The organism is Neorhizobium alkalisoli, from assembly GCF_007829835.1.
GTDB lineage: Bacteria > Pseudomonadota > Alphaproteobacteria > Rhizobiales > Rhizobiaceae > Neorhizobium.
Map to the genome: position 1 here is coordinate 400745 of NZ_VIWP01000005.1, position 25497 is coordinate 426241.

The window sequence follows — 25497 nt, forward strand, 5'->3', positions numbered from 1 at the left end:
TGGTAGGCTTGGGAGGAGGAGCTTAAAGCCCCTTCGCGGGTTCGATCAGGCCTTCACGAAAGCCAGCAGATCGGGATTGAGAACATCCGCATGCGTGGTCAGCATGCCGTGCGGATAGCCCGGATAAACCTTGAGCGTGCCGTTCTTGACGAGCTTGACGGACAGACGGCCCGCATCGTCGATCGGAACGATCTGGTCATCGTCGCCATGCATGACGAGAACCGGAACGGTGATCTTCTTCAGGTCTTCCGTCTGGTCGGTTTCAGAGAAAGCCTTGATGCCTTCATAATGGGCCTTGGCGCTGCCCATCATGCCCTGACGCCACCAATTCTGGATGACACCCTGGGAAATCTTCGCACCCGGACGGTTGAAGCCGTAGAACGGGCCGGTCGGCAGGTCGAGGAAGAACTGGGCGCGGTTATCGGCAAGCGCCTTGCGCAGGCCATCGAACACTTCGATCGGCAGGCCGCCCGGATTGGAGGCGGTCTTGACCATGATCGGCGGAACGGCCGAAACCAGAACGGCCTTGGCGACGCGGCCCTGCGGCTCACCGAACTTGGCGACATAACGGGCGACTTCGCCGCCGCCGGTCGAGTGGCCGATATGGACGGCATTCTTCAGGTTGAGGTGCTCGTAGACGGCAGAAGCGTCGGCGGCGTAATGATCCATGTCATGACCATCCGAAACCTGCGCCGAGCGGCCGTGACCACGGCGGTCATGGGCGATGACGCGATAGCCGTTTGCGAGGAAAAACAGCATCTGGGCATCCCAGTCGTCGGACGACAGCGGCCAGCCATGATGGAAAACGATCGGCTGTGCGTCCTTCGGACCCCAGTCCTTGTAGAAAATTTCGACGCCGTCCTTGGTCTTTACAAAGCTCTCGGTCATTTCTGTGTTTCCTTTGGGTTTGGCGGAAGTGGACGCGGCAAAGGCGAAGGATGGGATCGCCGTCGCAGCCGACAGTGCAGCACCGGCAATCAGCGTATGCCGGCGCGAGAGAGGAATGTTGAACTCGTCTGACATGGTTGCCCCCGATGAAAGAACGGTCGCCCGGGTCGGGCTGTCTTGGGGCTAAAGACGTAAGGAGATCGTCGGCAAACTTCTTGTTCGATCTTGCCGCGTTTTGGACGTTTGAGACCTTTTGCGATCACCGATCAAACAAAGGCAGGAACGTAAGGGAATACTTACGCGAAACAGGCGGACGCAAAAAGCCCTCCACGCGCTTTGCGAGGATCAGGATAAGGCAAAACGGCTTTACTGCAGGCGGTTAAGACGCCGCCAATTGCCCGGCGGTTCGCCGGCAATATCGGAAAAGACGCGGGTCATATGGCTCTGGTCGGCAAAACCGCAGGCGACGGCAACTTCGGCGATCGGCATCTGCGACAGGAGCAGATCCTTGGCCCGCGCGACCCGATATTCGAGTAGCCATCGATAGGGCGTGCGCCCGAAAGTCGCCCGGAAAGCCTTGATGAAATAGCTGCGCGAAAGATCACATTTCTCGGCAAGCTGGGCGATCGAGAAATCGACATTGATATGGGCGGCGAGAAACTCGGTCGCCCGCTTTTCCTGCCACGGCGCAAGCACGCCCTTGCGCGGCCCGGAAAGATAGATCCCGCCATAGGTCTGGGTCAGGTGCGTGAGGATTGCCAGCGTCACCTGTTCGAGAAAGAGGCGGCTGCTGGCATTCGGATCATCGAGCGCCGGCAACAGGGCCTGGGTCAACCCCAGCACCACATCGTCCCGCGTGCCGGCCGGGCAATTCAGGCCGGTAAACTCCGGCCGGCCGATCTCCAGCGCAAAGGCACGGATATGCGCAAACGGGATCTGGAAACGGACATTGTCGAAGGCCGAAAGATGCTGGCACTGCCATTCTTCGCGAAGATCGGTAATCGCCAGCGCACCGCGGGTATGACCACCGTCATAAACGAGATTGCCGCCCCGCCACAGACGATGATGCCGCATGTCGGCCAATTGGGTGATGACGTAAAAGGCTTCGTCCGGCGCATTCGGCGGCGCGATCGGCAGATCCTCGCGCTCCGACCGCATGCGGGTCACCGTGATCGCGGACATCCGTACGGACGAGATATGTGGCCCGACCGGACGTTCTGCAAAATCTGAAGAGGACATGTCCATGAGCACGGTCTCTAACACGTTCGAACAAGGCCAGCACCGGGACTATAGAACGGCCAATGGTAAAATGCACCGGATTTTTTTCGCAAAGTGCACAAGCTGCTATGAAGGCGGGGACTATTGAAGATGGACAGCCCGCCAGGCCGCCGGGGTCATTCCGGTCTCGCGGGAAAAGACCTTGGTAAAATGGCTCTGGTCGGTAAATCCGCAGCGATCGGCAATCAACGGCAAGGCCAGCCGGCGCGAACGCAAAAAATCCTTGGCCTGATCGATCCGCATCCGGGTCAGCCATTGATAGGGTGTGAGCCCCGTCGCGCGCTTGAACTGCTCGGAGAAGTGATTGGCCGAGAGGCCGGCCGCCGCCGCGATCTCGGCGACGGAAATATCGCCCGCCATATTGGCAAGCATGAATTCCTTGGCGCTCTTTTCCTGCTGGATCGACAGGGCGCTGTCCGACACGCCATTGCGCATCGTCTCGTCACCATAATCGTGCAGAAGATGGGCGCAGACGGCCAGCGCGATATGGCGCAGAAGCGATGGCGGGCTGGCCGACGGCGCATCGAACAGAGGCGCCATCGCCATGCCGAGATTGCCCATGACCTCGTCCGGCCAGGCGCGACGACAGCGCAGGCGGTTCGGCCGCGTCAGAAGCGACATGTCCGCCACCTCGTCCAGCAACTGCCGCGGCAGCACGAAGCCAAGCGCCTTCAGCGAGCTGTAAAGCGTGATGCAGGCACCGTCCTGCATGTCGACCAGGCAGACGGAGCCGCGCTCATAGCGACGAAGCGGCGTCTCGGTTCCATCCGCCAGCGTGTCGGAATGGACCGTATCCTCGACATAAAGCATCAGGAAATAGGCCGGCTGGGCGGGAAGCTCGACACGAAAGACATCGCCATCTACGACATCACGCGTGATCCGGGTTACCGAAAACGGGGCGGAGCGAACCGGGATCGTCGTCAGACAGTCGGCCTGAGGCGTACCGAAATACCGCCCCACCGCGCCCGCTTCCGGGCAAATCGACTCCAAAGACACCTCCCAGCTGGCATGCCTGATTGCATTTCAATGGTCGCAGTCAAAGCCGGGCCCTGCCCGCACCATAGTTCAGCCGGCATGGGCACGCAATGCCGGGGCAGTTTGCACAAGGCGCGATGCGCGAGGATCTGGCACCGGCGCGGAAGTCTTTCAGCTGCGGCAACCCTACCCGATTGCAAGGGCGCCTTTCTTGTAGGAAAGCGCAGTTTCTCGGGCTGTCTGGCCCAAGGCCGTTGCGAAACCTCGGCAGCCGCGCAGGATCACAAGATTGTTCTCGCCCATCATCAGAGCTTGCACTTGCAAACCCAAAGTGCTGAGTGACACTCCTATTCTTCCCCCGGAGGTCATCATGGATATGTCCGTTCCCCGCCTGACAGAACTCGCCCATGGCGGCGGCTGCGGCTGCAAGCTCGCCCCTGCCGTTCTGCAATCCTTGCTCGCCGGCCAGCCAGCCGCCCAACCTTTCGCCCAGCTTCTGGTCGGCAATGAAATGGCCGACGATGCGGCGGTCTGGCAGGTGGACGAGAATACCTGCATCATCGCCACCACCGATTTCTTCATGCCGATGGTCGACGACCCTTACGATTTCGGCCGTATCGCCGCGACCAACGCCATTTCCGACATCTATGCCATGGGCGGAAAGCCGATCCTGGCGCTCGCCATTCTCGGCATGCCGATCAACAAGCTCGCGCCGGAAAAGATCGCCAAGGTTCTGGAAGGCGGCGCCTCGGTCTGCGCCGAGGCCGGCATTCCCGTCGCCGGCGGCCATTCGATCGATTCCGTCGAGCCGATCTACGGTCTTGCGGTCATCGGCATCTGTCGCCCCGAACAGGTCCGCCGTAATGGCGGCGCAAGACCCGGCGACGCGCTGATCCTGACCAAGGGCCTCGGCATCGGCATCTATTCCTCGGCGATCAAGAAAAATGCCCTGCCGGACGGCGCTTACGAGGAAATGGTTGCCTCGACGACGCTTCTCAACAAGGTCGGCACCGAGCTTTCCGCCGATCCGGACGTGCATGCCCTGACCGACGTTACCGGTTTCGGCATTTTGGGCCATGGTCTCGAAATGGCCCGCGCGTCAAACCTCTCGCTGGAACTCTCGCTTACCGCCCTGCCCTTTCTCACCCATGCGGAAACCCTGGCCGAACAGAATTTCATCACCGGCGCCTCGCACCGCAACTGGGCAAGTTATGGCGCGGATATCGCATTGCCGGAAAACATGCCGGAATGGCAGAAAATGCTGCTCGCCGACCCGCAGACCTCCGGCGGCCTGCTCGTCGCCTGCGCACCTGAGAAGTCGGAAGCGCTGGTCGAAAAGATCCGCGCGGCCGGTTATCCGCTCGCGACCGTGATCGGCAAGGCAAAGGAAGGACAGGCAGGGATCGTCGTGGTCGGTTGAACGGAAAGGCGCTCTGATGAGCTTTTGCCCTCGATGCACCGGGAACAACCCCAGTTTGTGATCGTTATCGGCTGAAAAGAGGAGCATGTCATGCGCCATTTTCCATCCCGCTTTTCGATTACGATCTCATCCGCGGTGATCGCGGCTTCGCTCTGCAGCCTGGCGGTTTCCGCCGCCGGACCTGCGCTTGCCCAGACACCGGCATCGACAAAGCAGAACTGCCAGGCCGCCCAGACGAATGCGGCGGCGAACAAGGCAGAGCCCGCGACCCAGCCGGACAGGACGAGCGCCGATGGCACGGCACCCGGCAATGCGGGCTCGACCGGTTGGACCGGCGGAACGGGCGGCGCCCATATCGGCACCAACCCGCAGGGCGCCACGGAGCATTCCACGACCTGGCAGCCGCCAACGGCGCGCGGCCTTGATCTGGCGCTGGAACTGCCCGCCTCGGCCCCGCCTCCCTCCTGCTGATCAAATTTGTGATCGTCGATCATTTTCCGGTTCTAAAAGCGGCAAAGCGAATGTAATCCGGACGGATTAATCCGAGCCTGCATTTTAGGAGCCTGCACCATGTTCAACCGTCGCCAATTCCTCACGACCGCCGCCACTGCCACCCTGGCAACGACCTGTCTTTCACAGGGCATTCGAGCGGCGCGAGCGGACGGCACCGCGGCAGGCACGGCAGGATGGCGCAGCTTCGATGTCACGACCAAGGTCGACCTGCAGCGCAGCGAAGGCCGCGCCGATCTCTGGCTTCCGCTGATCCAGTCGGCCGGCGAATACCAGAAGGCAGAAGCACCGCGTTTCGTTTCCGCCGACGCCGATATCAAGATCGAGATCGACGCTGCCTCCGGCGCGAACATCGCCCATGTCACCTGGTCCGATCAGGCCCAGCGCGTGGTGGAAGTCACCCAGCGCGTCATGACCCGCAATCGCGATCCCAAAATCATCGTCACTGCCACGCCGGAAGAACTGGCCCACGAACTCAAGGGCACGCCGAGCATGCCGATCGACGGCATCGTCAAGGACACGGCGATGAAAATCGTCGCCGGCCGCGACAAGCCGGAAGACAAGGTGCGCGCTATCTATGATTGGGTGATCGACAACACGTTCCGCGACGCCAAGGTCGCCGGCTGCGGCGTCGGCAATGTCAAGGACATGCTAGAAAGCGGTTATTTCGGCGGCAAATGCGCCGATATTTCCAGCCTCTTCGTGGCGCTTGCCCGCTCTGCCGGCCTGCCCTCGCGTGACGTCTTCGGCATCCGCGTTGCCGATAGTGCCGATTTCAAGAGCCTCGGCCGCTCCGGCGATATCACCAAGGCCCAGCACTGCCGCGCCGAGGTCTATCTCGAAGGCAAGGGCTGGATGGCCGTCGACCCGGCCGACGTCCGCAAGGTCGTGCTGGAGGAAAACCTTGCCCTCGACAATGATGCGGTCAAGGCTTTCCGCGAAAAGGCCTATGGCAACTGGGAAATGAACTGGGTCGGTTACAATTCGGCCCGCGACCTCACCCTGCCCGGCGGCACACTCTCCCAGGGCTTTCTGATGTACCCGGCTGCAATGACCTCGCGCGGCGAACTGGACTGCCTCAACCCGCAGACCTTTGCTTATGCGATTTCGTCGAAGGAAGTGACGGCCTGATCAGAGGGCTGCATTTGCCCCTCACCCTAGCCCTCTCCCCGTTTAGACGGGGAGAGGGGACTTGCCCCGATTGAGGCAGGGAGGGTGCCGCGCGTTTCCTTCTCCCCGTCAGAACGGGGAGAAGGTGCCGGCAGGCGGATGAGGGGCAAAGCCCCCCCAAAAAACTCAATGCGGCCTGATCTCCTCGATCGACAGCCGCAACCCGTCCGCATTGAAAAACTCACCATCGCGGATCAACGACCGATCCTCATGCAGCTTGCGCACCAGTGCCGCAAGCCGCGCCTTCGCCTCGCCATCCTCGACCAGACCTTCCCGCCCTGCCCGATAAAACACAGCGCCCGACCACGGCACGCGCGCACCGGCAAACAGCGCGACCATATCCGGCCAGCGCAATTCGTCGCCGACGACATGCAGATAGGCGGAACGCAGCATCTCCACTTTCGTCTCACCAATCGAGACCAGCACGAACAGCATGGTGAAGGAGCCGACATCCTCATAGGTCGCGACGACCCAGTCGTCGAAATCCGTATCCTGCGGCTTGGTTTTGGGAATTTGAGCGATCAAGAATGCTCTCCGTCTGGAGGAGAAGGATTTGGCGGAAGAGAATGGGAGTCGAACCCACCCAAGACAGCCTCGCTGCCCCACCCGGATTTGAAGTCCGGACGCCCCACCGGGGACGACTCTCTTCCTTGACCGGCGCCTGGAGCGGAACCGGAAAATGAACCAGGCCCGCCATAAAGATCGAGCCTGTGCGGGTTGACCCGGCGGATATCACCGCGCCTCAGCGTTACACCCTGACGATCGAAAAATTCGAGAATTTCGATCGCCACCTTTCTACCGTTGTTGACCCGGTCGCGAAAGAGACCGGCGACAAATTCCCCGTTTTCCGCCCTGGCCGCGACATCGCGGATGATCTCCACCATCTCGGCCGTCGTGTCGCGCAGGAAAAAATGGTCGTGGCGGATCTGATCGACGCGGCCGAGCCGGGCAGAGAGTTTTAGAACCGCCCGGATTTCCCGCTCGTCGATGCCGAACATCTCGGCAAAGTCGCGCACCCGCGGTGGGCGGAACCGCTCTTCGCCTTCAAGATGCGGCAGGATGCGGGCAAACAGTGCTTCTTCGCGCTCGTTCAGCCGAACCTCATGGCCGGGCAACCGCACGAAGGCACCTTCCAGAACCACCGCCCCCGCTGCCTGCTCGGCACGAAGCGCGACTAGAAAGGCCGGCGCTGGAAGCCGCGGCGTCACCTGCAGGCGCAGGCGCTCGCGGCCGATGCCCTGAAGATCGGTATTGTCGCCATGAAAACCCGAAAGGACCCGCCGCACATCCTGCGAAAACGCTTGACGCTGCGTTGCAGAGAGGCCGAAGCGGGCGGACGGAGCCTCGATAACGGACACCGATGCGGCCCTGACCGCAGCCTGCAACTCGTCCCCCGAAAGCGCCCGGTCGCGCGCAAAAACATCGAGATCGACAAGGAATGGTGAAATTTCGAGTGCGGCGGCCAGGGCTTCACCGGCATCCGGCAGACTTGCGGCGGAAAGCTGCGCCAGCCGCTCCGGCGTCCGGCGTTTTCGCAATGGTGCACGCAGATCCAGAAACTTGCCGCCGCCGATCGTTCTTTGCGCCGACACATCGCGCAGGATGAAACGGTCGCCGACGGCCGCCGCGATCGGCTTGTCCAGCACCAGCTGCACCCGTCCACGGCTGCCGGGCGCGACCGGATCTTCGAGCGGCACGATCCGCACGCCGACTTCGGCGCTGGCATGATGCAGCCGGGCGGAAAACCATTCGCCGACCGGTTTTGCCTCGGACGAAAGAACCGCAAGCTCGGCATCGATCCGCTCCGCCGGTGCATGCAGGACGGGATCGAGCACCATGTCGCCGCGCTCGATCGCATCCTTGGAAATACCGTCGCCAGCCAGATTGAGCGCACAGCGCTGCCCGGCAAAACCACGCTCCGCCTGTCGATTCTGGGCATGGATGGAACGGATACGGGCGGAAAGCCCTGAAGGCGAGACGGTCACCTGATCACCCACCGAAACCGAGCCGGAGAGCACCGTGCCGGTGACGACCGTACCGGCACCCGACAGCGTAAAACAGCGATCGACGGCCAGCCGGAAACGCCCGGCAGAACTGAGCCGGTCGGTCGCCCGCTCAGCATCAGCCAGGCGCTCTTTGAGCGCGTCGATCCCCTCGCCGGTCGCAGCCGAAACCGGGATGATCTCTGCGCCGGCCAGCGCCGTCGGCGCCAGCATCACCTCTATTTCGGCCATAACCTCCAGCCGCCGCGCCTCGTCGGCGAGATCGGCCTTGGTCAGCGCAACAACCCCGCGGGAAATGCCGAGCAGGTCGAGAATGGCGAGATGTTCCAGCGTCTGCGGCTTGATGCCGTCATCGGCGGCAACCACAATCAGCGCGTAATCGATGCCGCCGGCACCGGCGAGCATGGTGTGCACGAAACGCTCATGGCCCGGCACGTCGATAAACCCGGTCACCGCCTCGCCGACGAATTTCGCATAGGCGAAACCGAGCTCGATCGTGATGCCGCGGGCTTTTTCTTCCTTCAGCCGGTCGGTGTCGACGCCGGTTAGAACCTTTACCAGCGTCGTCTTGCCGTGGTCGATATGGCCGGCCGTGCCGATGATCATGATTTTGCCTCCGGCAGCGGGCCTGCCGCCCGGCGTTCGGCCTCAGCGATGTCGGCCGCGGAAAGGCTGTCCCGCACCGGCCCAACGAACGGTTTTGCGAGCTCGCTGCCACCTGCCTGCGCCCGGATCAGCCAGACGAGTGCAGCAATGCTATCCTTCTCGACGCCGGAGCCCATATGCAGGGCTGCCCCAAGCATGGCCTGTGCGTCCGCCTCACCCTTCTCGGCGGCGAGCTGCCACCAATGGGCGGCCTTTTGAGCATCGCGTTCGACGCCATGGGCATTGTGATAAAACATGCCGAGCCGCGTCATCGAGGTCGCGATCCCGGCTCCCGCCGCCTTTTCCGCCCATTGGCGCGAGGCGAGCGGATCGGCCGGCATGACCTCGCCTTCGATCAGCATCCAGCTCAGCATGTCCTGTGCCGGGCCATCGCCCTTTTCCGCCGCGCGGCGGTAGAAATCGGCAGCGATGCCGTAATCGGCATCCGTACCCTCGATATCCTGCATGTGGAAGGCGGCATAGTTGCGCTCGCCGACTGGATCGCCGGCCTCGGCTGACAGCCGCAGCCATTGCAGCGCCAGACTGCGATCGACCGGCACGCCGAGCCCTTCGGCAAAACAGGCGCCGATATTGTTCTGCGCGCGCGCCACGCCGGCCCGTGCCAGCGGCTCCCAGATCGACAGCGCCCGCTCATAGTCACCGGCATTGGCGGCAGCGAGGGCCTGCGTCATGGGATCGGCTTCGAGCGCCGGTTCGGAAGAACGGCCGAGAACGCGGTCAAGCCAACGCATGGCCCGAACCTTCGGCAAGACTTTTCAGAAATGCCTCTTCGTCGGCAAGGCAGCGAAGATCAAGCACCATCGCCCCATCCTGCAGACGACCCAGGATCGGCCGTGGCAGGGAGCGGAAATGCGCGGCGAGCGCTTCCAGCGCTGCCCCACCCGATGCGGTAATCCTGAAGCCCGCACTCGGGATCGTATCGACAGGCAGCGCGCCGGAGCCGATCTGGCTGGAGCAGGCGCAGATTTCCACGGTGCAGCCCTGCGGCTGCAAGAGGGCGGCTACCTTCGGCAACAGCCGTTCCGCCTGTTCGCGGATCTCGGCCTGGCGGCGCGACAGCATGCGCAGCGTCGGCAGCCTTGCGCCGAGCCTGTCCGGATCGCGATAGAGTTTCAGCGTCGCCTCGAGCGCGGCGATGCGGATCTTGTCGACACGCAGCGCCCGTTTCAGCGGATTGCGGTTGATCTCGGCGATCAGGTCCTTGCGGCCAACGATGAAACCGGCCTGCGGTCCGCCCAGCAGCTTGTCGCCGGAAAAGGTGACGAGATCGGCCCCCTCCTCCACCGCTTCGCGCACGGTCGGTTCGCGGGCAAGCCCGTATTTCGACAGATCCACCAGCGTGCCGGAACCGAGGTCATTGAGCAGCACCGTGTTGAAATCATGGGCGATGCGGGCAAGCTCGCCGCCCTTGACCTCCGTGGTAAATCCCTCGATCCGATAGTTCGACGTATGCACCTTGAGGATCAGCGCCGTCTCGGCCCCGATCGCCTTGATATAATCCCTGGGATGGGTGCGGTTTGTCGTACCCACCTCGACCAGCTGCACACCGGCGCGTTCCATGATGTCGGGCATGCGAAAGGCGCCGCCGATCTCGATCAGCTCGCCACGCGACACGATCGCCTGACGCCCCGCCCCCATCGTGCCGACCGCATTGAGCGCGATCAGCACCGCGCCGGCATTGTTGTTGACGATGGTTGCGTCCTCGGCGCCGGTCAGTTCGCAGAGCAGTTCCCGCAAATGGCTGTCGCGCTCACCGCGCCGGCCGGTATCGAGGTTGAATTCGAGTGCCGCCGCATCACGCATCGCATCGACAGCCGCCGCGATCGCCTCTTCAGCGAGAAGCGCCCGGCCGAGATTGGTGTGCAACACCGTGCCGGTGAGGTTGAAGAGCGGCCGCAGGTTGGATTTTTCGCGATAGGCAAGCCGGCTCATCAGCGAGGCGAAAACGCCCGCTTCGTCAGGCACGGAACCGCCGGCCTTCACCGCCTCGCGGATCTCCGTCAGCGTCTGCCGCAGCTCATCGGTGACGGTGACCCGACCGTGACGGTCGAGAAGCGCCGCCATGGCCGGCGCCTTCAGCATCTGGTCGACCGAAGGCAAAGCGCGCAGATCGGAAAGCCCCGCCATGGCCTCAATACCCGATCAGGAAGGGATCGAAACCGGCGCGGCGGTATTCGGTATCCTTCATCAGAAGGTCCAGCCCAAGGCTCGCGACATCGTCGGCGATCATTTCCAGCGACGGGTTCTTGTTCTGATAGAGGATCTTTGTCCAGCTATGGCAGGTGTCGCAGACCTCGGCCTTGACCGTCGCCTCCTCGTCACCGGTTTCGACCGCGCGATACCCGACACCCTTGGTGGAGCCGCAGGCAATGCACTTGACCCGAACCTCGTTCCAGCGTGTCGCGCAGCAGGCGCAGACGGCGTAACGCGCGCCTTCCGCCCCATGGACGCCGATCACCATCGAACCCGCCGGCTTGCCGCCACAGGCGGGGCAGACACCGATCGAGACCGGCACCAGCCGCGTGCCATCGAGCCCGGCGGACAGCAACGCCAGATGCAGCTGCACGGCGGCCGCGACATAAAGATGGTGCGCGAGGCTTTCGACCGGCAGATTGTCGGCCAGCACATTGCCGATCATCCAGTCGATCGTCTCGTCATCGGCAGCGGTCACCTGCGCCAGCGCTTCGGCCGCCGCTTCCGGCTTTTCGACGGCCTCAGCACGCTCGAGAAGTTTGCGGGTCGTCGCGCGTAGCTCAGTGGAGCCGACAAGCGCATCGCGATCGATCGGCGGCATTGCACCTTCGCGGGCAAGCTCCACTCGCTCTGCCGCCACCGGCGCAACAGCCGGCAGTTCGGAGGCGAGTTCCGCCTGGATACGGACGATGCCGCTCAGGAATTTGAGATAGGCTCCGAGCCGGCTGGTCTCTGCCAGCTTGTCGAAGCGGATGGCGCGCTCTTCGAAAAGGCGGGCCGGATTTGGCATCAGGGCAAAAGGCGCCTTGGAGATGCCGCCGATCATCGAAGGATCGGGCTGAATGGAAGATACGGACATTTCACCTCGCAGGGCCGACCGGCCACAGCATTCTTCTTGGCGCGAGAGACACGGCAGAGCCGTGCAGGCGCAATTGGAAAAATCCAATCCGCTGACATCGAAGGCGATGCCAGCGGATCGAAATCATTCTGCCGGATCGATCTTGCCGCGTCCAGCCATGTCCTTGAACCACTTGCGATGGTGGCGCCAGGCCCAGCCGCCGGTCACGGTGCCGCGCGTCATGGCGCTGATAGTGCCGCGGGTCCAGATCGCCGCATAGACATGCAGGATGAAGATCAGGATGATCGCGACGGCCGCCAGCGAGTGGATCAGAAGCGCGATCCGCTGGGTCGGTATGCTGGTCAGATGACCAAAATACTGTTCCCAGGCGATGATGCCGGTCGAGATCAGCACGATGATCAGCGAGGCCATGCCCCAGAAGATGAACTTCTGGCCGGCATTGTATTTGCCGAGTTCCGGCAGCCGCTCTTCATGGCCATTGATGACGTCGCCGATCTGCGAGGCCCATTTGACGTCGTCCCGGTTCGGAATGTTCAGCTTCCACAACTGCGCGAACAGGATGAAGAAGGAGAAGAACAGGACGACGCCGATCCACGGATGGATCCAGCGCGTGTTCTGCCCGCCGCCGAAAAGCTCGGTCAGGAAGAACAGCGACGGATGGAACATGGCAAGACCGGAGATCAACAGCAGGATCAGGCTGATCGCCGTGACCCAGTGGTTGATCCGCTTGCCGGGCCCATACCGGACCACCTCGACAGGTGGTCCGCGATGGATGGTATCTTCACCGCCAATCTTGGCGGCGACCTTGGGTGACGCGCTCATCAGGCATCCTCCGCACGCTTGTCGGCGTGATCAACGGCTTCCTCGACAGCTTCCTGCGCTTCCTGTTCCTCGTGCTTCGACACGCGGTTCGCCTTGCCGAACAGGCCGTGCAGGATCGTGCCGGCAGCGGCGAGACCCATCACGGCGAGACCGGCATATTTGGTCGCGCCCTTCCAGGTCTGGACGACTGCCGAGATCGACGGATTGTCCGGCAGGTCGGCATAGATATGCGGCTTGTCGTTATGGTGCAGCACGTACATGACATGCGTGCCGCCGACGCCCGGCGGGTCGTAGAGGCCGGCATTGGCGTAACCGCGCGACTTCAGGTCGGCGATCCGCTCTTCCGCATGCTTCTTCATGTCTTCCTTGGTGCCGAAGACGATCGCCTGGGTGGGACAGGCCTTGGCGCAGGCCGGGCCCTGGCCCATGGCGACGCGGTCGGAACAGAGCGTGCATTTATAGGCACGGTGATCCGCCTTGGAGATGCGCGGAATGTTGAAGGGACAGCCCTTCACGCAATAACCGCAGCCGATGCAGTTCTCGTGGATGAAATCGACGATACCGTTCGAATATTGCACGATCGCGCCCGGCGACGGGCATGCCTTCAGACAGCCCGGATCCGAACAGTGCATGCAGCCATCCTTGCGGATCAGCCATTCGAGATTGTCGGTCTCCGGGTTCACCCATTCCGTGAAGCGCATCAGGGTGAACATGTTTTCGGAGAGATCATGCGGGTTCGTATAGACCCCGATATTCTCGCCGACTTCCGGATTGGTGTCGTTCCACTCGATGCAAGCGGACTGACAGGCCTTGCAACCGATGCATTTGGAGACATCGATGAGCTTGGCGACCGGCGTGAGCTGACGCTCGGGCGCCGGCAAATCGCCGGACGCCGAACGCTTGATCATGTCCTTGGCCGTCAGATTGGTTTCCATCGGCTGCACCGGCGGATTGCTGACGGCGGTACGAGGGCTGTCCATCATACGGATGCCTCCTTGTCCTTGGGTGCAGTCGAAGGTTCGATATTGACGAGAAACGCCTTGGATTCCGGCGTCTCGATATTGGCGTCACCGACAAAGGCAGCCAGCGAATTCGGGCCAAAGCCCTTTTTCGCCGAACCGGTAAAGCCCCAGTGCAGGGGAATACCGACGATATGCACCGGCTTGCCATCGCAGATGAGCGGCCGGATACGTTTCGTCACCAGAGCCTTTGCCTTGACCGAACCACGCTTGGACCAGACACGAACCCAGCCACCGTTCTCGATCTTCTTTTCCTTCGCCAGCTCTTCCGAGATTTCCACGAAGAATTCCGGCTGAAGCGCCGAGTTCACCCGGTTGTGCTTCGTCCAGTAGTGGAAATGTTCGGTCAGACGATACGAGGTCGCCGCATAGGGGAACTCGTCCGACGTACCGAGCTGGTCCGCATCCGTCTTGAACACGCGGGCGACGGGGTTGCCCCGCATCTTGCGGTTAAAGACGTTTTCGACCGGCGATTCGAAGGGCTCCATATGGGCCGGGAACGGACCGTCACGCATCATGCCGCGAGCGAACAGACGCGAAACGCCTTCCTGGTTCATGATGAAGGGACCGACATCCTGCGGTTTGGCGTTCGGCGCGATGTCCGGAACGTCATAACCCGACCACTTCGTTCCGTCCCACTCGATGATCTTGCGGGTCGGATCCCAGGCCTTGCCGTTCAGGTCGGCCGAGGCACGGTTATAGAGCGTGCGACGGTTCAGCGGCCAGGCGAAGGTCCAGCCCAGATAGGCGCCGGTTTCGTCCGGGTCGTGATTGTCGCGCCGGGCCATGTTGTTGCCCTGCTCGTTGAAGGCGCCGGAATAGATCCAGCAACCGGCCATGGTCGAACCGTCGTCCCTGAGCTGCGAGAAGTTGACGACCTGCTTGCCGGCGGCAACCTGAACCTTGGTCGGATCGGTCGGGTCCATGAGATCGGTCAGCGCACGGCCATTGATCTCCTTGGCCAGCTCTTCCGGCGTCGGTTCGTTCGGATCTGCGTAATCCCACGACATGTTAAGGATCGGATCGGGGAAGGCGCCGCCTTCCTTGCGATACAGTTCCCGCATCCGCAGGAAGATCTGCGCGATGATGTACGTGTCGTGCTGTGCCTCGCCCGGAGGCGAGCCACCGGCCCAGTGCCACTGCAGCCAGCGGCCCGAATTGGTCAGCGAACCCTCTTCCTCCGCAAAGCAGGTCGTGGGCAGCTGGATCACTTCGGTCTGGATCGACTTCGTATCGACGTCGTTGAACTCGCCGTGGTTTTCCCAGAAGCGCGATGTTTCCGTTTCGAGCGGATCCATCGTCACAAGCCATTTCAGCTTCGAGAGGGAGGCGACGTTCTTGTTGCGGTTCGGGAAGGCGAGAACCGGGTTGAAGCCCTGGCAGATATAGCCATTGACCTTGCCCTGATGCATCAGCTCGAACATCCGCAGGATGTCATAGGCCGGCACATCGAGTTTGGGGATGTAGTTGAAGGCCCAGTCATTGTCGGCCCGGGCTGCATCACCCCACATGGCCTTCTGGAAGGAGACCATGAACTTCTTGTAGTTCTGCCAGTAGCTGGTCTGACCCGGACGAAGCGGCTTGAACAGACGCGTCGACATATAGGTCGTGAAATCGACATCCTTCTCGGTCGGCATCGTCAGATAGCCGGTGAGAAGATGCGACATCAGACCAAGATCGGTCAGGCCCTGGATGTTCGAGTGGCCGCGAAGGGCGTTCATGCCACCGCCGCGAACCCCGATATTGCCGAGGATCAGCTGCAGCATCGCCATGGCGCGGATGTTCTGCGAACCCTTGGAATGCTGGGTCCAGCCGAGCGCATACATCGACGTCATCGTTTTGGTCGGCGACGAGCATTCCGAGATCATCTCGGCCACCTTCAGGAATTTCTCCTTCGGCGTGCCGCAGACCTGTTCGACAAGTTCCGGCGTATAGGGAGCGAGATGCTCCTTCAGCAGGTTCCAGACGCAGCGGGGATGCTGAAGCGTCGGGTCGGTTACTGCAAAGCCGTCATCGTCCATGACATAGTCCCAGGTGGACTTGTCGTAGTCACGCTTGTTCTCGTCATAGCCGGTGAACAGGCCATCCTTATAGCCGAAACCGTCCTTGACGATGTAGGAAGCGTTGGTGAACGCCTTCATGTATTCCCACTGCACCTTGCCGTTATCGATGCAGTATTTCATCACGCCGTTGAGGAACGCGATGTCGGATCCCTGGCGGATCGGCGCGTAATAATCCGAAACGGAGGCCGTGCGAGTATAACGCGGGTCAACGACGATCAGCTTGGCGCCGCGATGGGCCTTCGCTTCCGTCACCCACTTGAAACCACAGGGGTGTGCTTCCGCCGCGTTGCCGCCCATGACGACGACGAGGTCGGTATTCTTGATGTCGGTCCACGCGTTCGTCATCGAACCACGGCCAAATGTTGGGCCCAAACTGGACACCGTAGGGCCGTGTCAGACGCGCGCCTGATTATCGAAACCGACTATTCCCAATCCCTTGGCAAACTTGAACGTTGCCCAGGCTGTTTCGTTCGTGGTGGCCGAAGCGGCCAGCATGCCGGTCGTCGCCCAGCGGTTGACCTGAACGCCCGCGGCGTTCTTGGCGACGAAATTGGCGTCGCGGTCGTCCTTCATCAGGCGGGCGATGCGGTCGAAAGCCTGATCCCAGGAGATCCGTTCGAACTTGTCCGAACCGGGCTTGCGCAGCATCGGGTATTTCAGACGGGTCGGCGACTTGACGAAGTCTTTGAGTGCCGCCCCCTTGGGACAGAGCGTCCCGCGGTTTGTGGGATGATCGACGTCGCCTTCGACGTGAACGATTTCGGCTTTATCACCCTTGCGAAGGTCACCCTTCGAATAGAGGATGATGCCGCAGGCGACGGAACAGTAGGGACAGGTATTGCGGGTTTCGGTCGTGGTGGTCAGCTTGAAAGGTCTGACATGCGCCACTTCGGCAGCTTCGGCTTCACCGAAGCCCATCGCACCGAGAGAGGTTGCCGCAACACCTGCACCCGTCAGCTTCAAGAAGCTGCGACGTGACAGGTCCATATTCATAAAAGCAGGTCTCCGCATTGAAAATCATGCTGAATCCGGACCTTATGCCGCACCCTTTTCGAGCGCAAGTCACGTTTGGTTTTAGTCTTGAAAAAACAATAGTTTTCGTCAAAATCTGGACGAAATATCTGAACGGATATATCGATATATTTCGTCATCTTTAGATTAACGGGAAGCGCCCCATGTCTCGACTTCTAGCCCTGACCATCGCCTTTCTCTTCGCCCTTATTGCCCCCTCTTTCGCACGTCCGTTCACCGATGCCGGTGGCCGCACCGTCGAAATTCCGGACCATGTCACGCGTGTGCTGACAGCCGGTCCGCCGGCCTCGGTGCTCGTTTATGTTCTGGCGCCAGACAAGCTGACCGGCTGGGTGCGTGAGCCAAGCGCGCAGGAAAAGGAATTTCTGATGCCTGCCGTGCGCGATCTTCCGACCTTCGGCCGGCTGACTGGCCAGGGCGGCACCGCCAATATGGAGGCCGTGCTCGCCGCCAAGCCTGACCTGATCGTCGATGTCGGCACCGTCAATGCCACCTATATCTCGCTGGCCGACAAGGTTCAGGCCCAGACCGGCATTCCCTATGTGCTGATCGACGGCAGTTTTGCGAAAACGCCTGAAACGCTGCGCCAGGTCGGCGACCTTCTCGGCGTATCGGCCCGCGCCGGTGAGCTTGCCACCTATGCCGAAACCGGCCTCAAGACGCTGAACGACGGCCTCGCAAAAATCCCGGCTGCCGATCGCCCAAAAGTCTATTACGGCCGCGGCCCGGAAGGTTTGGAAACCGGGCTTGCCGGCTCGATCAACCTCGAAATCCTCGAAGCCGTCGGCGCCGCCAATGTCGCAGCCGCCGCCGGCAAGGGCGGCCTCACCAATGTCTCGCTGGAACAGGTGCTCGGCTGGAACCCCGACATCATCCTCGCCGCCAGCCCGAAATTCGCCGCAACGGCAAAGAGCGATGCAGGCTGGGCCAATATCGCCGCGGTCAAGGCCGGCAAGGTCTATACCACGCCTTCCCTGCCCTTCGGCTGGTTCGACTCGCCGCCCGGCATCAACCGCCTGCTCGGCGTCAGCTGGCTGGAAGCCCTGCTCTACCCGAAAGCGTTCAATGTGGACCTGAAGTCAGACACGAAAAGCTTCTTCAAGCTCTTTTATCAGGTCGATCTCAGCGACGCGCAGCTTGACAGCCTCCTGAAGGGTGCGACACCAAAACCCTGATGCAGGACGAGACAAAAAACGAAAACGGAATTTTCAGGCTGATCGTCCTCGGCACGATCGGCCTGATCGTTCTGGCGTTATTGTCGATGGCGATCGGCAAATACGCGCTGTCGCCCGCCTCCGTCCTGAATGTCCTGATCTCCGGCCTCACCGGCAATACGGATGGCGTCGACCCGATCCAGCAGACCGTCATCTGGAACGTCCGCCTGCCGCGTGTTCTGGCCGGCATCCTGATCGGCGCTGCCCTTGCATCCGCCGGAGCCACCTATCAGGGTCTGTTCCGCAACCCTCTCGTCTCGCCCGACATTCTGGGCGTCTCGGCCGGTGCCAGCCTCGGTGCCGTGCTGGCGATCTTTTTCGACCAGCCGGTCGTGATCATCCAGATCTCGAGCTTTTGCGGCGGCCTTCTGGCGGTCGGCGCGGTCTATGCGGTCGGAACGGCGATCCGCGACCGCGATCCGGTGCTGACGCTGGTTCTGGCCGGTGTCGCGATCGGCGCCGTCGTCGGGGCCGGCATTTCGCTGATCAAGATCCTCGCCGATCCTTATAACCAGCTGCCGGCGATGACCTACTGGCTGCTCGGCAGCCTGACGGCCGTCACCCGCGCCGATGTCCTCTCCATCCTGCCCGCCACGCTGATCGGCCTTCTACCGCTCATCCTCCTGCGCTGGCGCATGAACGTCATGACCCTCGGCGACGAAGAGGCGCAGACGCTCGGCGTCGATACAAGGATCACCCGCGCCGCCCTGATATCAGGCGCCACGCTGATCACCGCCGCCTCCGTCTCGATCGCCGGCATCGTCGGCTGGATCGGCCTCGTCATTCCACATATCGCCCGCCTTCTGGTCGGGCCGGACTTTCGAAAACTCCTGCCCGCCTCGATCCTGCTCGGCGGCGCCTATATGCTGGTCGTCGATACTTTGGCGCGCAGCATTGCCGCGATCGAAATCCCGCTCGGCATTTTGACCGCCGTCGTCGGCGCGCCCTTTTTCCTCTGGCTTCTCGCCTCCGGCAGAAGGGGATGGTCATGACGCTCGAAACCCGCGACCTCGCCTTCGGTTACGGTGCCCGCACGGTCGGCAGCGGCGTGACGGTTACAATCAAGCAGGGCGAGGTCCTGGCCCTTCTCGGCCCCAACGGCGCCGGCAAGACGACGCTGTTCAAGACCATGCTCGGCCTTCTTGCGCCCAAGGCCGGCGACATCCTGCTCGACGACAGGCCGCTTTCCGCATTCAGCCGCGCCGAGCGGGCAAAAAACATCGCCTATGTGCCACAGGCGCATGCTGCACTCTTTCCCTTCACCGTGGCCGACGTCGTGCTGATGGGCCGCGCGGCCCGCCTGACACCTTTCGCAACGCCCTCCCGCAAGGACCGGGACATTGCCGGCGAGGCGCTTGAACGGCTCGGCATGACGCATCTCGCCACCCGCCCCTATACGGAAATTTCCGGCGGCGAACGGCAGATGGCGCTCATCGCGCGCGCCTTGGCGCAGGAGCCAAAAATCCTCGTGATGGACGAACCGACCGCGAGCCTCGATTACGGCAACCAGATGCGGGTTCTCACCCAGATCCAGACACTTGCCTCGGAAGGAATGGCGATCGTGCTCTCGACCCACAATCCCGACCATGTCTTCATGGTCGCCGATCGTGTCGCCCTGCTGCACGAGACGAAACTCGTGGCGCTCGGAGCGCCGAAGGATGTCTTGACCGCAGAGCGCCTGAAACAGCTTTATGATATCGACGTGGTGATCGGCACGCTGCCGGGCAGCGATATTTTGAGCTGCTCACCCCGCCTCAACCCTGCCAAAACCTTGCCAGAAACCTGAGAGAGAAACCCGATGGTGCGTGAGAACGAAATCCGCGAAAACGAAGTGTCGGTGACGCCGCCGGAGCCGACCGATGCGGGCCTGACCTTCATCGGCCGCATCTCCACGCCCTGGACCTTGCGCATGGAAACCCCGCGCCAGGGCCGCCACGACGGCCCCATCTGCCGCATCGAAATCTATGAGCCCTGGGTACCGGCGCTGAAGGGCGTCGAAGTCTTCGAACGGCTTGAGATCCTCTACTGGCTGGACAAGTCGCGCCGCGATCTAGTGCTGCAGAGCCCGGCCAGCAATGGCAAAGTGCATGGCACGTTTTCCCTGCGCTCGCCGGTCAGGCCGAACCCGATCGGCACCTCGATCGTCAAGCTGGAAGGTGTCGAGGGCAATGTTCTGCTCGTCCGCGGCATGGACTGCCTCGACGGCACGCCGCTTCTCGACCTGAAACCGGACCGCACCCTGTTCAAGCCGATCGCCCCGCCGCAGCCCGGCGATTTCCAGACCGACGAGAACGCCCCGACGGCGCATTATTGCCAGAAGGCCTGACTGGAATCAGACGCCGCGCGCCTTCTCCTGCGCAGCATAATGATCGGCGATCTGTTCGCCGGTCGCGATCCAGACATCGGATTTCTGCTGAACATAGAGCAAAAACTCCCGCAGCAAATACCAGCGCATCGGCCGGCCGGAGACCTGCGGGTGCAGGACCAGCGTCGTCACGCCACCCCAGGCATGGGTCGCCTCGAATTCGTCGATCCACATCTGCAGCACCGCATCGCGGCCGAAAATGGGTCGCGAGCTGGTACGGCTCGTCATGCCGAAATTCCAGTCGTCGAAGGCGAAATTGACCGGGATCTCGACAAGGCCCGCATGATCCGCCCCGCCGGCATGGCGATAGGGCAGAATGTCATCGCGAAACGAGCTGGAATAACGCATGCCGGATTTTGCCAGATAGCCGAGCAGTTCCGGAAAATTCTCGCCCGACGGCGCGCGATAACCGATCGGCCGAACACCGAGCACCTTTTGCAGCGCCTCGTAACCGAGATCGATTTCCTCGAAGGCGGCGTCGAGCTTGTCGCGCTCCGGCAGCTTGTGCAGATAACCGTGATGGCCGATCTCGTGGCCGGCCTTCAGAATGCTTTCGCACTGGGCCGGATGCGCCAGCGCCGTCCAGCCGGGAATGAAGAAGGTCGCCTTGATCGCCAGCTCATCCATCAGCTGGACGATTTTCGCAATGCCGACGCGGGCGTCGTAACCGCCATGCGAGGTCGTCACCATGCGATCGACATTGGAGGGATTGTTACCGATCCACGCCGTCTCGGCATCAACGTCGAAACCGACGAAGAGCGCGCTTTTCGCACCGTTCGGCCAGACCATGTCGGGCGTGGCAGGCGCCGGGTTGAGCGGGCGGGGGACAAGATCGTGGGTCATCGCACAGACAGTTCCGGCTGATATTCGAAGATGAGAAGCCGTGCCATGTCCTGAAGAACGATGGCCCGGCTTCTTTGGCATAACGGGATGGTCCGCTGCCGCCCTGCCCCCAACAAGAAAGACGTTACGCAGGCTGGACGGCATCCCGTTCTTGTAAACTGGCTTACTTGGCCGGAGCGCCGTTCAGGTAGATGCCTTCGAGTGCAGCATCTTCCAGGCCGTACTTGGCGAAGATCGCCTTGTATTCGCCGCTTGCCATCAGGGCCTTGAGGGCACCGACATAGGCGTCACGCAGTTCGGTATCCTTCTTGGAGAAGCCGATACCCTGGTAGACGGCGGTGAACGGCTTGCCGACCGAGTAATAGGCGTCCTTTTCCAGCGCGATCAGGTAGGGAACGGTTTCCGAACCCTGCACGGCGGCATCGACGCGGCCCTGCTTCAGCTGGGTGCGGGCATCGGCCGAACCTTCGGTGCCGACGACCTTGACGGCCGGCAGGCCCTTGGCTTCGCAGTTGGCGGCGCTCCACTTGGCGGTTTCATCCGGGAAGGTAGTGCGACGGCTCATGCCGACCGACTTGCCGCACAGATCGGCTTCGGTCTTGATTGCGTCCTTGTGGTTCATCGTCGTGTAGAACTGGGCGCCCGAGCGCATGTAATCGACGAATTCGAGCGCGTCACGGCGCTTTTCCGTATCGGTCATGCCCGAATGGATGAGATCGACGCGGCCGGTCGTGACGGAAGAGACCATCTGTTCGAAGCCGATATCCGACCATTCGACCTTGGTGCCGAGCTGCTTGGCGAGCGCCAGACCGAGATCGATATCGAGGCCCTTCAGCTCGTTGGTGGCCGGATCCTTGTATTCCATCGGCGGGTAGTTCGGCGTGTTGGCAATAATGATCTTGCCAGCGGTCTTGATGCGCTCCGGCAGGCCTTCGGCCGAGACGGAGGTGGCGGTGAAGGCAGCAACGGCTGCGATCAGGGCGAGTGCTTTGGTCATGATATCCCCTATCCTGTTCTTGTTGGGTTTCGAATAAATCAGCTATGCACGGCGCGGATGAATTCCGCCGTACGCGGGCTTTTGGGTGCGCTCAGCACTTCCGAGGCAGGGCCGGTCTCGACGACCTTGCCCGCTTCCATGAAGGTGACCGTGTTGGCGACATTGCGGGCAAAACCGAGCTCGTGGGTCACGACGATCATCGTCATGCCGGAGGCCGCGAGATCCTTCATCACGTCGAGCACTTCCGAAACCAGCTCGGGGTCAAGCGCCGAGGTCGGCTCATCGAACAGGATCAGGTCCGGCCGCATGCCCATGGCGCGGGCAATCGCCACACGCTGCTGCTGGCCGCCGGAAAGTTCCACCGGATAATGATTGGCCTTGTCGGCAAGCCCGACACGGGCAAGCAGGGACAGCGCATGCTCACGCGCCTGATCCGCAGGCTCGCCCAGAACCTGGACCGGGCCTTCCATGATGTTTTCGAGCGCCGTCTTGTGCGGGAAGAGGTTGAAACGCTGGAACACCATGCCGATGCGGCGGCGCTGGCGCGAAATCTCGGCATCGGAGAGTTCGTGCAGATTGTTACCGTCGCGGCGGTAACCCATCAGCGCGTCATTGACCCAGATGGCGCCGCCATCCATGCGCTCAAGCAGATTGATGCAGCGCAGGAACGTGCTCTTGCCGGAGCCGGAGGGGCCAATGATGCAGGCGACTTCGCCGCGCGCCACTTCCATGCTGACCTGATCGAGCGCCTTGAACGGTCCGAAATTTTTGGAAACGTCGATTGCCTTGACGAGAATATCCATATCGCCCGCCCCTTACATCGATGCCTGGATGGATTTCGATCCGCGGGCGAAATAGCGCTCGATGCGCTGCTGGCCGACCGACAGGATGGAAACCACGACGAGATACCAGAAGCTGGCGACGAGCAGCAGTTCCAGCACGCGCGTATTGGCGTAATAGATGACCTGCGCATTGTGCAGGATTTCCGAATACTGGATGACGCTGGCAAGCGAGGTGAGCTTGACCATGCCGATCACTTCATTGCCGATCGGCGGCACCATGACGCGCATCGCCTGCGGCAGAACGATCCGGCGCAGCATCTTGCGCTGCGTCATGCCGATCGTGCGAGCCGCCTCATACTGGCCGGCATCGACGGACAGAAGGCCGCTGCGCACCACTTCCGACGTATAGGCACCCTGCGAAATCCCGAGGCCCAGCATGGCCGCCACGAAGGGCGTCATGATGTCGACGGTGCGGAATTCGAACAGGCCGGGAATGCCGAGCGTCGGAAAGATCAGCGCGAGGTTGAACCACAGCATCAGCTGCAGCAGCGCCGGCGCACCGCGAAAGATCCAGACGTAACCGATGGCGATCCACGACAGGACCGGATTGCCGGAAATGCGCATGATGGCGATGACGACGCCGAGCACGATGCCGATCACCATGGCGGCGACGGTCATGATCAGCGTGTTGACGAGGCCTTCGAGAATGACCGGCGCGAACAGGAACTGGCTGACATAGCTCCATTCGATCTGGCCGACGCTGAAGGCACGCACCAGCGCCAGAAGCAGGACGATGACGACGGCGGCCGAGATCGTGCGGCCGATATGCCGCTTCGGCACCAGTTTCAGATGCGCGATTTCGTATTTCGACCGATCGACCGTCGACATTCCGTCCGCTGTGCTCATCGCGCTTCCGTCTCCTTGACACCGGCAAACTTGCGGCAGGCTTCGAGCGCCTGTTCGAAACGGCCGATCTGCTGGCGAACGGCGTCAGGCGCCGTGCAGCCGTAACCGGTGCGGCTCGAAAGCGCGTGCTCCAGCGTGATCGCCTGCAGCAGGCCGCCGTTGAGGCGCGGATCGATCTTCGGCAGGTCGTCTTCCGTCAGGCCGGAAAGGTCGTGGCCGCGCTCTTCGCAATAGCGTACCACGGCGCCGGTGATTTCGTGAGCTTCTGCAAACGGCACGTCCTGACGCACCAGCCAGTCGGCCACTTCGGTCGCGAGCGTGAAGCCGCGCGGCGCTTCGGCGCGCAACTTCTCGACCTCGAATTCCAGCGTCTCGACCATGCCGGCAAAGGCGGGCAGGATCAGTTCCAGCGTATCGATCGTCTCGAACAGGACCTTCTTGTCCTCGGCGAGGTCGCGGTTATAGGCAAGCGGCATTGCCTTCATGGTGGCGAGGAAACCGGCGACATTGCCGATCATCGTGCCGGACATGCCGCGCGAAAGCTCGGCAATATCGGGGTTCTTCTTCTGCGGCATGATCGAGGAGCCGGTCGAATAGCTGTCATGCAGCTTCACCCAGCTGAACTGCTTCGAGCTCCAGATGCAGATCTCTTCGGCTAGCCGCGAAAGATTGACGCCGACAAGGGCGGTGATGAACAGGAATTCGGCAACGATATCGCGCGAGGCAACTGAGTCGATCGAGTTTTCGGACGCTGCCGAATAACCGAGTTCGATGGCAGACAGATCCGGACGATTGACGATGCCGGAGCCGGCAAGTGCGGCGGCCCCCAGCGGCGACCGGTCGAAGCGGCGATCGAAATCCTGAAAACGCTCCAGATCGCGCAGCAGCGACTGCGCATGCGCCATCAGGTGATGGCCGAGTACGATCGGCTGGGCCGGCTGCAGATGGGTGAAGCCGGGCATGACCGTTTCCACATGCCGGGTCGCCTGGGCGACAAGCGCCTCTTCGACAGCGATAATGCCGGCGGAAAGTTCGCGGGCCATGCGGCGCAGGTAAAGACGGGTATTATTGGCGGTCTGGTCGTTGCGCGAACGGCCGGCACGAAGCTTGCCACCGAGTGCGCCGAGGCGACCCATCAGAAGCCGTTCGAGGAAGGTATGCACATCCTCGTCACCGGCAATCGGCGTCTCGCGGCCGGCAGCGACATCCGCTTCGATCGCATCGAGCGCGGCGCGGATCGTCTTGAACTCGCCTTCATTGAGCACGCCGGCGCGCTTCAGTTCCGAGGCATGCGCACGCGAGCCTGCAATATCCTCACGGTAAAGCCGAAAATAGCTGGCCGGAGCGCGGGAAAGATTGGCGAGAGCTTCGGAAGGACCGGACTTGAAACGTCCACCCCAGAGCTGTGCGGATGCCGACATGCGCAAACCTGTTTTCTGTAGAGATAATGGGCAGGGATCACATGTGCCCGTCTGTTGAGCAAGCGAACTTA

At 61.9% G+C, this 25497-nt stretch carries 22 protein-coding genes, 1 tRNA gene and 1 pseudogene; 7 read left to right on the top strand and 17 right to left on the bottom strand.

Translation table 11 applies throughout. From position 1 onward, the window contains the following. Positions 1-45: 45 nt before the first annotated feature. The 3 genes from FHW37_RS21055 to FHW37_RS21065 form a co-directional block, all read right to left on the bottom strand. The gene (locus FHW37_RS21055; protein ID WP_145639936.1) at positions 46-1023 is read right to left on the bottom strand and encodes an alpha/beta fold hydrolase; all 978 of its coding nucleotides are present in this window, start codon (positions 1021-1023) and stop codon (positions 46-48) included. 231 nt (positions 1024-1254) lie between these two features. Beyond that, positions 1255-2127, bottom strand: a complete 873-nt coding sequence (locus tag FHW37_RS21060; RefSeq protein ID WP_246690850.1) for a helix-turn-helix domain-containing protein — start codon at positions 2125-2127, stop codon at positions 1255-1257. 120 nt (positions 2128-2247) lie between these two features. Next, the gene (locus tag FHW37_RS21065; RefSeq protein ID WP_145639940.1) at positions 2248-3156 is read right to left on the bottom strand and encodes an AraC family transcriptional regulator; all 909 of its coding nucleotides are present in this window, start codon (positions 3154-3156) and stop codon (positions 2248-2250) included. A gap of 355 nt (positions 3157-3511) precedes the next feature. On the opposite strand from FHW37_RS21065, the gene selD reads away from it, so the two are divergent. From selD to FHW37_RS21080, 3 genes are all read left to right on the top strand, one after another. Further along, complete coding sequence (gene selD, locus FHW37_RS21070) at positions 3512-4561, top strand: selenide, water dikinase SelD (RefSeq protein ID WP_145639942.1); 1050 nt, start codon at positions 3512-3514, stop codon at positions 4559-4561. Positions 4562-4651: 90 nt separating this feature from the next. Beyond that, the gene (locus FHW37_RS34170; protein ID WP_145639944.1) at positions 4652-5032 is read left to right on the top strand and encodes a hypothetical protein; all 381 of its coding nucleotides are present in this window, start codon (positions 4652-4654) and stop codon (positions 5030-5032) included. 99 nt (positions 5033-5131) lie between these two features. Then, entirely contained in the window at positions 5132-6202 is a 1071-nt protein-coding gene (locus FHW37_RS21080) for a transglutaminase-like domain-containing protein (protein WP_145639946.1), read from the top strand. 165 nt (positions 6203-6367) lie between these two features. On the opposite strand, the gene FHW37_RS21085 is transcribed toward FHW37_RS21080, so the two are convergent. The 9 genes and pseudogenes from FHW37_RS21085 to fdnG form a co-directional block, all read right to left on the bottom strand. Further along, complete coding sequence (locus FHW37_RS21085; protein ID WP_246690851.1) at positions 6368-6766, bottom strand: hypothetical protein; 399 nt, start codon at positions 6764-6766, stop codon at positions 6368-6370. 29 nt (positions 6767-6795) lie between these two features. After that, positions 6796-6891: transfer RNA gene (locus tag FHW37_RS33680), tRNA-Sec, on the bottom strand. Then, positions 6853-8850 (bottom strand): annotated as a pseudogene (selB, locus tag FHW37_RS21090) (selenocysteine-specific translation elongation factor); the annotation flags it as partial. The gene FHW37_RS33680 and the pseudogene selB, both read right to left, overlap by 39 nt. Next, the gene (locus FHW37_RS21095; protein ID WP_145639951.1) at positions 8847-9641 is read right to left on the bottom strand and encodes a tetratricopeptide repeat protein; all 795 of its coding nucleotides are present in this window, start codon (positions 9639-9641) and stop codon (positions 8847-8849) included. The gene FHW37_RS21095 and the pseudogene selB, both read right to left, overlap by 4 nt. Beyond that, positions 9628-11037: an L-seryl-tRNA(Sec) selenium transferase gene (gene selA, locus FHW37_RS21100; RefSeq protein WP_145639952.1), complete on the bottom strand. Its 1410-nt coding sequence runs from the start codon at positions 11035-11037 to the stop codon at positions 9628-9630. Before selA ends, FHW37_RS21095 begins: the two co-directional genes overlap by 14 nt. A gap of 4 nt (positions 11038-11041) precedes the next feature. After that, positions 11042-11962 (bottom strand): formate dehydrogenase accessory protein FdhE, encoded by a 921-nt coding sequence (gene fdhE, locus FHW37_RS21105; protein ID WP_145639954.1) that lies wholly within the window; start codon positions 11960-11962, stop codon positions 11042-11044. Positions 11963-12085: 123 nt separating this feature from the next. Next, on the bottom strand, positions 12086-12784 hold the full coding sequence (locus FHW37_RS21110; protein WP_145639956.1) for a formate dehydrogenase subunit gamma: 699 nt from the start codon (positions 12782-12784) through the stop codon (positions 12086-12088). Further along, a complete protein-coding gene (fdxH, locus tag FHW37_RS21115) occupies positions 12784-13767 on the bottom strand; it encodes a formate dehydrogenase subunit beta (RefSeq protein WP_145639957.1) in 984 nt (327 codons plus the stop codon). The genes FHW37_RS21110 and fdxH overlap by 1 nt, the downstream gene beginning before the upstream one ends. After that, positions 13764-16859: a formate dehydrogenase-N subunit alpha gene (gene fdnG / locus FHW37_RS21120; protein WP_145639959.1), complete on the bottom strand. Its 3096-nt coding sequence runs from the start codon at positions 16857-16859 to the stop codon at positions 13764-13766. The genes fdxH and fdnG overlap by 4 nt, the downstream gene beginning before the upstream one ends. Positions 16860-17041: 182 nt before the next feature. On the opposite strand from fdnG, the gene FHW37_RS21125 reads away from it, so the two are divergent. Genes FHW37_RS21125 through tsaA form a run of 4 tightly spaced genes read left to right on the top strand, consistent with a single transcriptional unit; the run spans position 17042 to position 20438 of the window. Next, positions 17042-18073, top strand: a complete 1032-nt coding sequence (locus FHW37_RS21125) for an iron ABC transporter substrate-binding protein (RefSeq protein ID WP_145639960.1) — start codon at positions 17042-17044, stop codon at positions 18071-18073. Further along, positions 18073-19104 (top strand): FecCD family ABC transporter permease, encoded by a 1032-nt coding sequence (locus FHW37_RS21130; protein ID WP_145639962.1) that lies wholly within the window; start codon positions 18073-18075, stop codon positions 19102-19104. The genes FHW37_RS21125 and FHW37_RS21130 overlap by 1 nt, the downstream gene beginning before the upstream one ends. Next, the gene (locus FHW37_RS21135; protein WP_145639963.1) at positions 19101-19898 is read left to right on the top strand and encodes an ABC transporter ATP-binding protein; all 798 of its coding nucleotides are present in this window, start codon (positions 19101-19103) and stop codon (positions 19896-19898) included. Before FHW37_RS21130 ends, FHW37_RS21135 begins: the two co-directional genes overlap by 4 nt. 12 nt (positions 19899-19910) lie before the next feature. Beyond that, positions 19911-20438 carry a tRNA (N6-threonylcarbamoyladenosine(37)-N6)-methyltransferase TrmO gene (gene tsaA / locus FHW37_RS21140; RefSeq protein ID WP_145639965.1) on the top strand — a complete coding sequence of 176 codons (528 nt, stop codon included), beginning with the start codon at positions 19911-19913 and terminating at the stop codon, positions 20436-20438. A 6-nt stretch (positions 20439-20444) separates the two neighbouring features. Here the strand turns inward: tsaA and FHW37_RS21145 are convergent, their stop codons facing one another. The 5 genes from FHW37_RS21145 to argH all read right to left on the bottom strand — a co-directional run bounded on the left by FHW37_RS21145 (position 20445) and on the right by argH (position 25426). Next, the gene (locus FHW37_RS21145) at positions 20445-21320 is read right to left on the bottom strand and encodes a polysaccharide deacetylase family protein (RefSeq protein WP_145639967.1); all 876 of its coding nucleotides are present in this window, start codon (positions 21318-21320) and stop codon (positions 20445-20447) included. A gap of 163 nt (positions 21321-21483) precedes the next feature. Next, a complete protein-coding gene (locus FHW37_RS21150) occupies positions 21484-22317 on the bottom strand; it encodes an ABC transporter substrate-binding protein (protein WP_145639969.1) in 834 nt (277 codons plus the stop codon). Positions 22318-22355: 38 nt separating this feature from the next. After that, positions 22356-23120 (bottom strand): amino acid ABC transporter ATP-binding protein, encoded by a 765-nt coding sequence (locus FHW37_RS21155; RefSeq protein ID WP_145639970.1) that lies wholly within the window; start codon positions 23118-23120, stop codon positions 22356-22358. A gap of 12 nt (positions 23121-23132) precedes the next feature. After that, a complete protein-coding gene (locus tag FHW37_RS21160) occupies positions 23133-24005 on the bottom strand; it encodes an amino acid ABC transporter permease (protein WP_145639972.1) in 873 nt (290 codons plus the stop codon). Next, positions 24002-25426 carry an argininosuccinate lyase gene (argH, locus tag FHW37_RS21165; protein ID WP_145639974.1) on the bottom strand — a complete coding sequence of 475 codons (1425 nt, stop codon included), beginning with the start codon at positions 25424-25426 and terminating at the stop codon, positions 24002-24004. Before argH ends, FHW37_RS21160 begins: the two co-directional genes overlap by 4 nt. Between the last annotated feature and the right edge of the window lie 71 nt (positions 25427-25497).

What these genes read in the sequence shown, in the direction of transcription:
- FHW37_RS21135 (WP_145639963.1), top strand. Translation starts at nt 19,101, where the DNA reads ATGACGCTCGAAACCCGCGACCTCGCCTTCGGTTACGGTGCCCGCACG.
- FHW37_RS21060 (WP_246690850.1), bottom strand. Translation starts at nt 2,127, where the DNA reads ATGTCCTCTTCAGATTTTGCAGAACGTCCGGTCGGGCCACATATCTCG.
- selA (WP_145639952.1), bottom strand. Translation starts at nt 11,037, where the DNA reads ATGGCGGGGCTTTCCGATCTGCGCGCTTTGCCTTCGGTCGACCAGATG.
- selD (WP_145639942.1), top strand. Translation starts at nt 3,512, where the DNA reads ATGGATATGTCCGTTCCCCGCCTGACAGAACTCGCCCATGGCGGCGGC.
- FHW37_RS21095 (WP_145639951.1), bottom strand. Translation starts at nt 9,641, where the DNA reads ATGCGTTGGCTTGACCGCGTTCTCGGCCGTTCTTCCGAACCGGCGCTC.
- FHW37_RS21110 (WP_145639956.1), bottom strand. Translation starts at nt 12,784, where the DNA reads ATGAGCGCGTCACCCAAGGTCGCCGCCAAGATTGGCGGTGAAGATACC.
- FHW37_RS21130 (WP_145639962.1), top strand. Translation starts at nt 18,073, where the DNA reads ATGCAGGACGAGACAAAAAACGAAAACGGAATTTTCAGGCTGATCGTC.
- FHW37_RS21055 (WP_145639936.1), bottom strand. Translation starts at nt 1,023, where the DNA reads ATGTCAGACGAGTTCAACATTCCTCTCTCGCGCCGGCATACGCTGATT.
- argH (WP_145639974.1), bottom strand. Translation starts at nt 25,426, where the DNA reads ATGTCGGCATCCGCACAGCTCTGGGGTGGACGTTTCAAGTCCGGTCCT.
- fdxH (WP_145639957.1), bottom strand. Translation starts at nt 13,767, where the DNA reads ATGATGGACAGCCCTCGTACCGCCGTCAGCAATCCGCCGGTGCAGCCG.
- FHW37_RS21155 (WP_145639970.1), bottom strand. Translation starts at nt 23,120, where the DNA reads ATGGATATTCTCGTCAAGGCAATCGACGTTTCCAAAAATTTCGGACCG.
- FHW37_RS21160 (WP_145639972.1), bottom strand. Translation starts at nt 24,005, where the DNA reads ATGAGCACAGCGGACGGAATGTCGACGGTCGATCGGTCGAAATACGAA.
- tsaA (WP_145639965.1), top strand. Translation starts at nt 19,911, where the DNA reads ATGGTGCGTGAGAACGAAATCCGCGAAAACGAAGTGTCGGTGACGCCG.
- FHW37_RS21145 (WP_145639967.1), bottom strand. Translation starts at nt 21,320, where the DNA reads ATGACCCACGATCTTGTCCCCCGCCCGCTCAACCCGGCGCCTGCCACG.
- FHW37_RS21125 (WP_145639960.1), top strand. Translation starts at nt 17,042, where the DNA reads ATGTCTCGACTTCTAGCCCTGACCATCGCCTTTCTCTTCGCCCTTATT.
- fdhE (WP_145639954.1), bottom strand. Translation starts at nt 11,962, where the DNA reads ATGTCCGTATCTTCCATTCAGCCCGATCCTTCGATGATCGGCGGCATC.
- FHW37_RS34170 (WP_145639944.1), top strand. Translation starts at nt 4,652, where the DNA reads ATGCGCCATTTTCCATCCCGCTTTTCGATTACGATCTCATCCGCGGTG.
- FHW37_RS21080 (WP_145639946.1), top strand. Translation starts at nt 5,132, where the DNA reads ATGTTCAACCGTCGCCAATTCCTCACGACCGCCGCCACTGCCACCCTG.
- FHW37_RS21150 (WP_145639969.1), bottom strand. Translation starts at nt 22,317, where the DNA reads ATGACCAAAGCACTCGCCCTGATCGCAGCCGTTGCTGCCTTCACCGCC.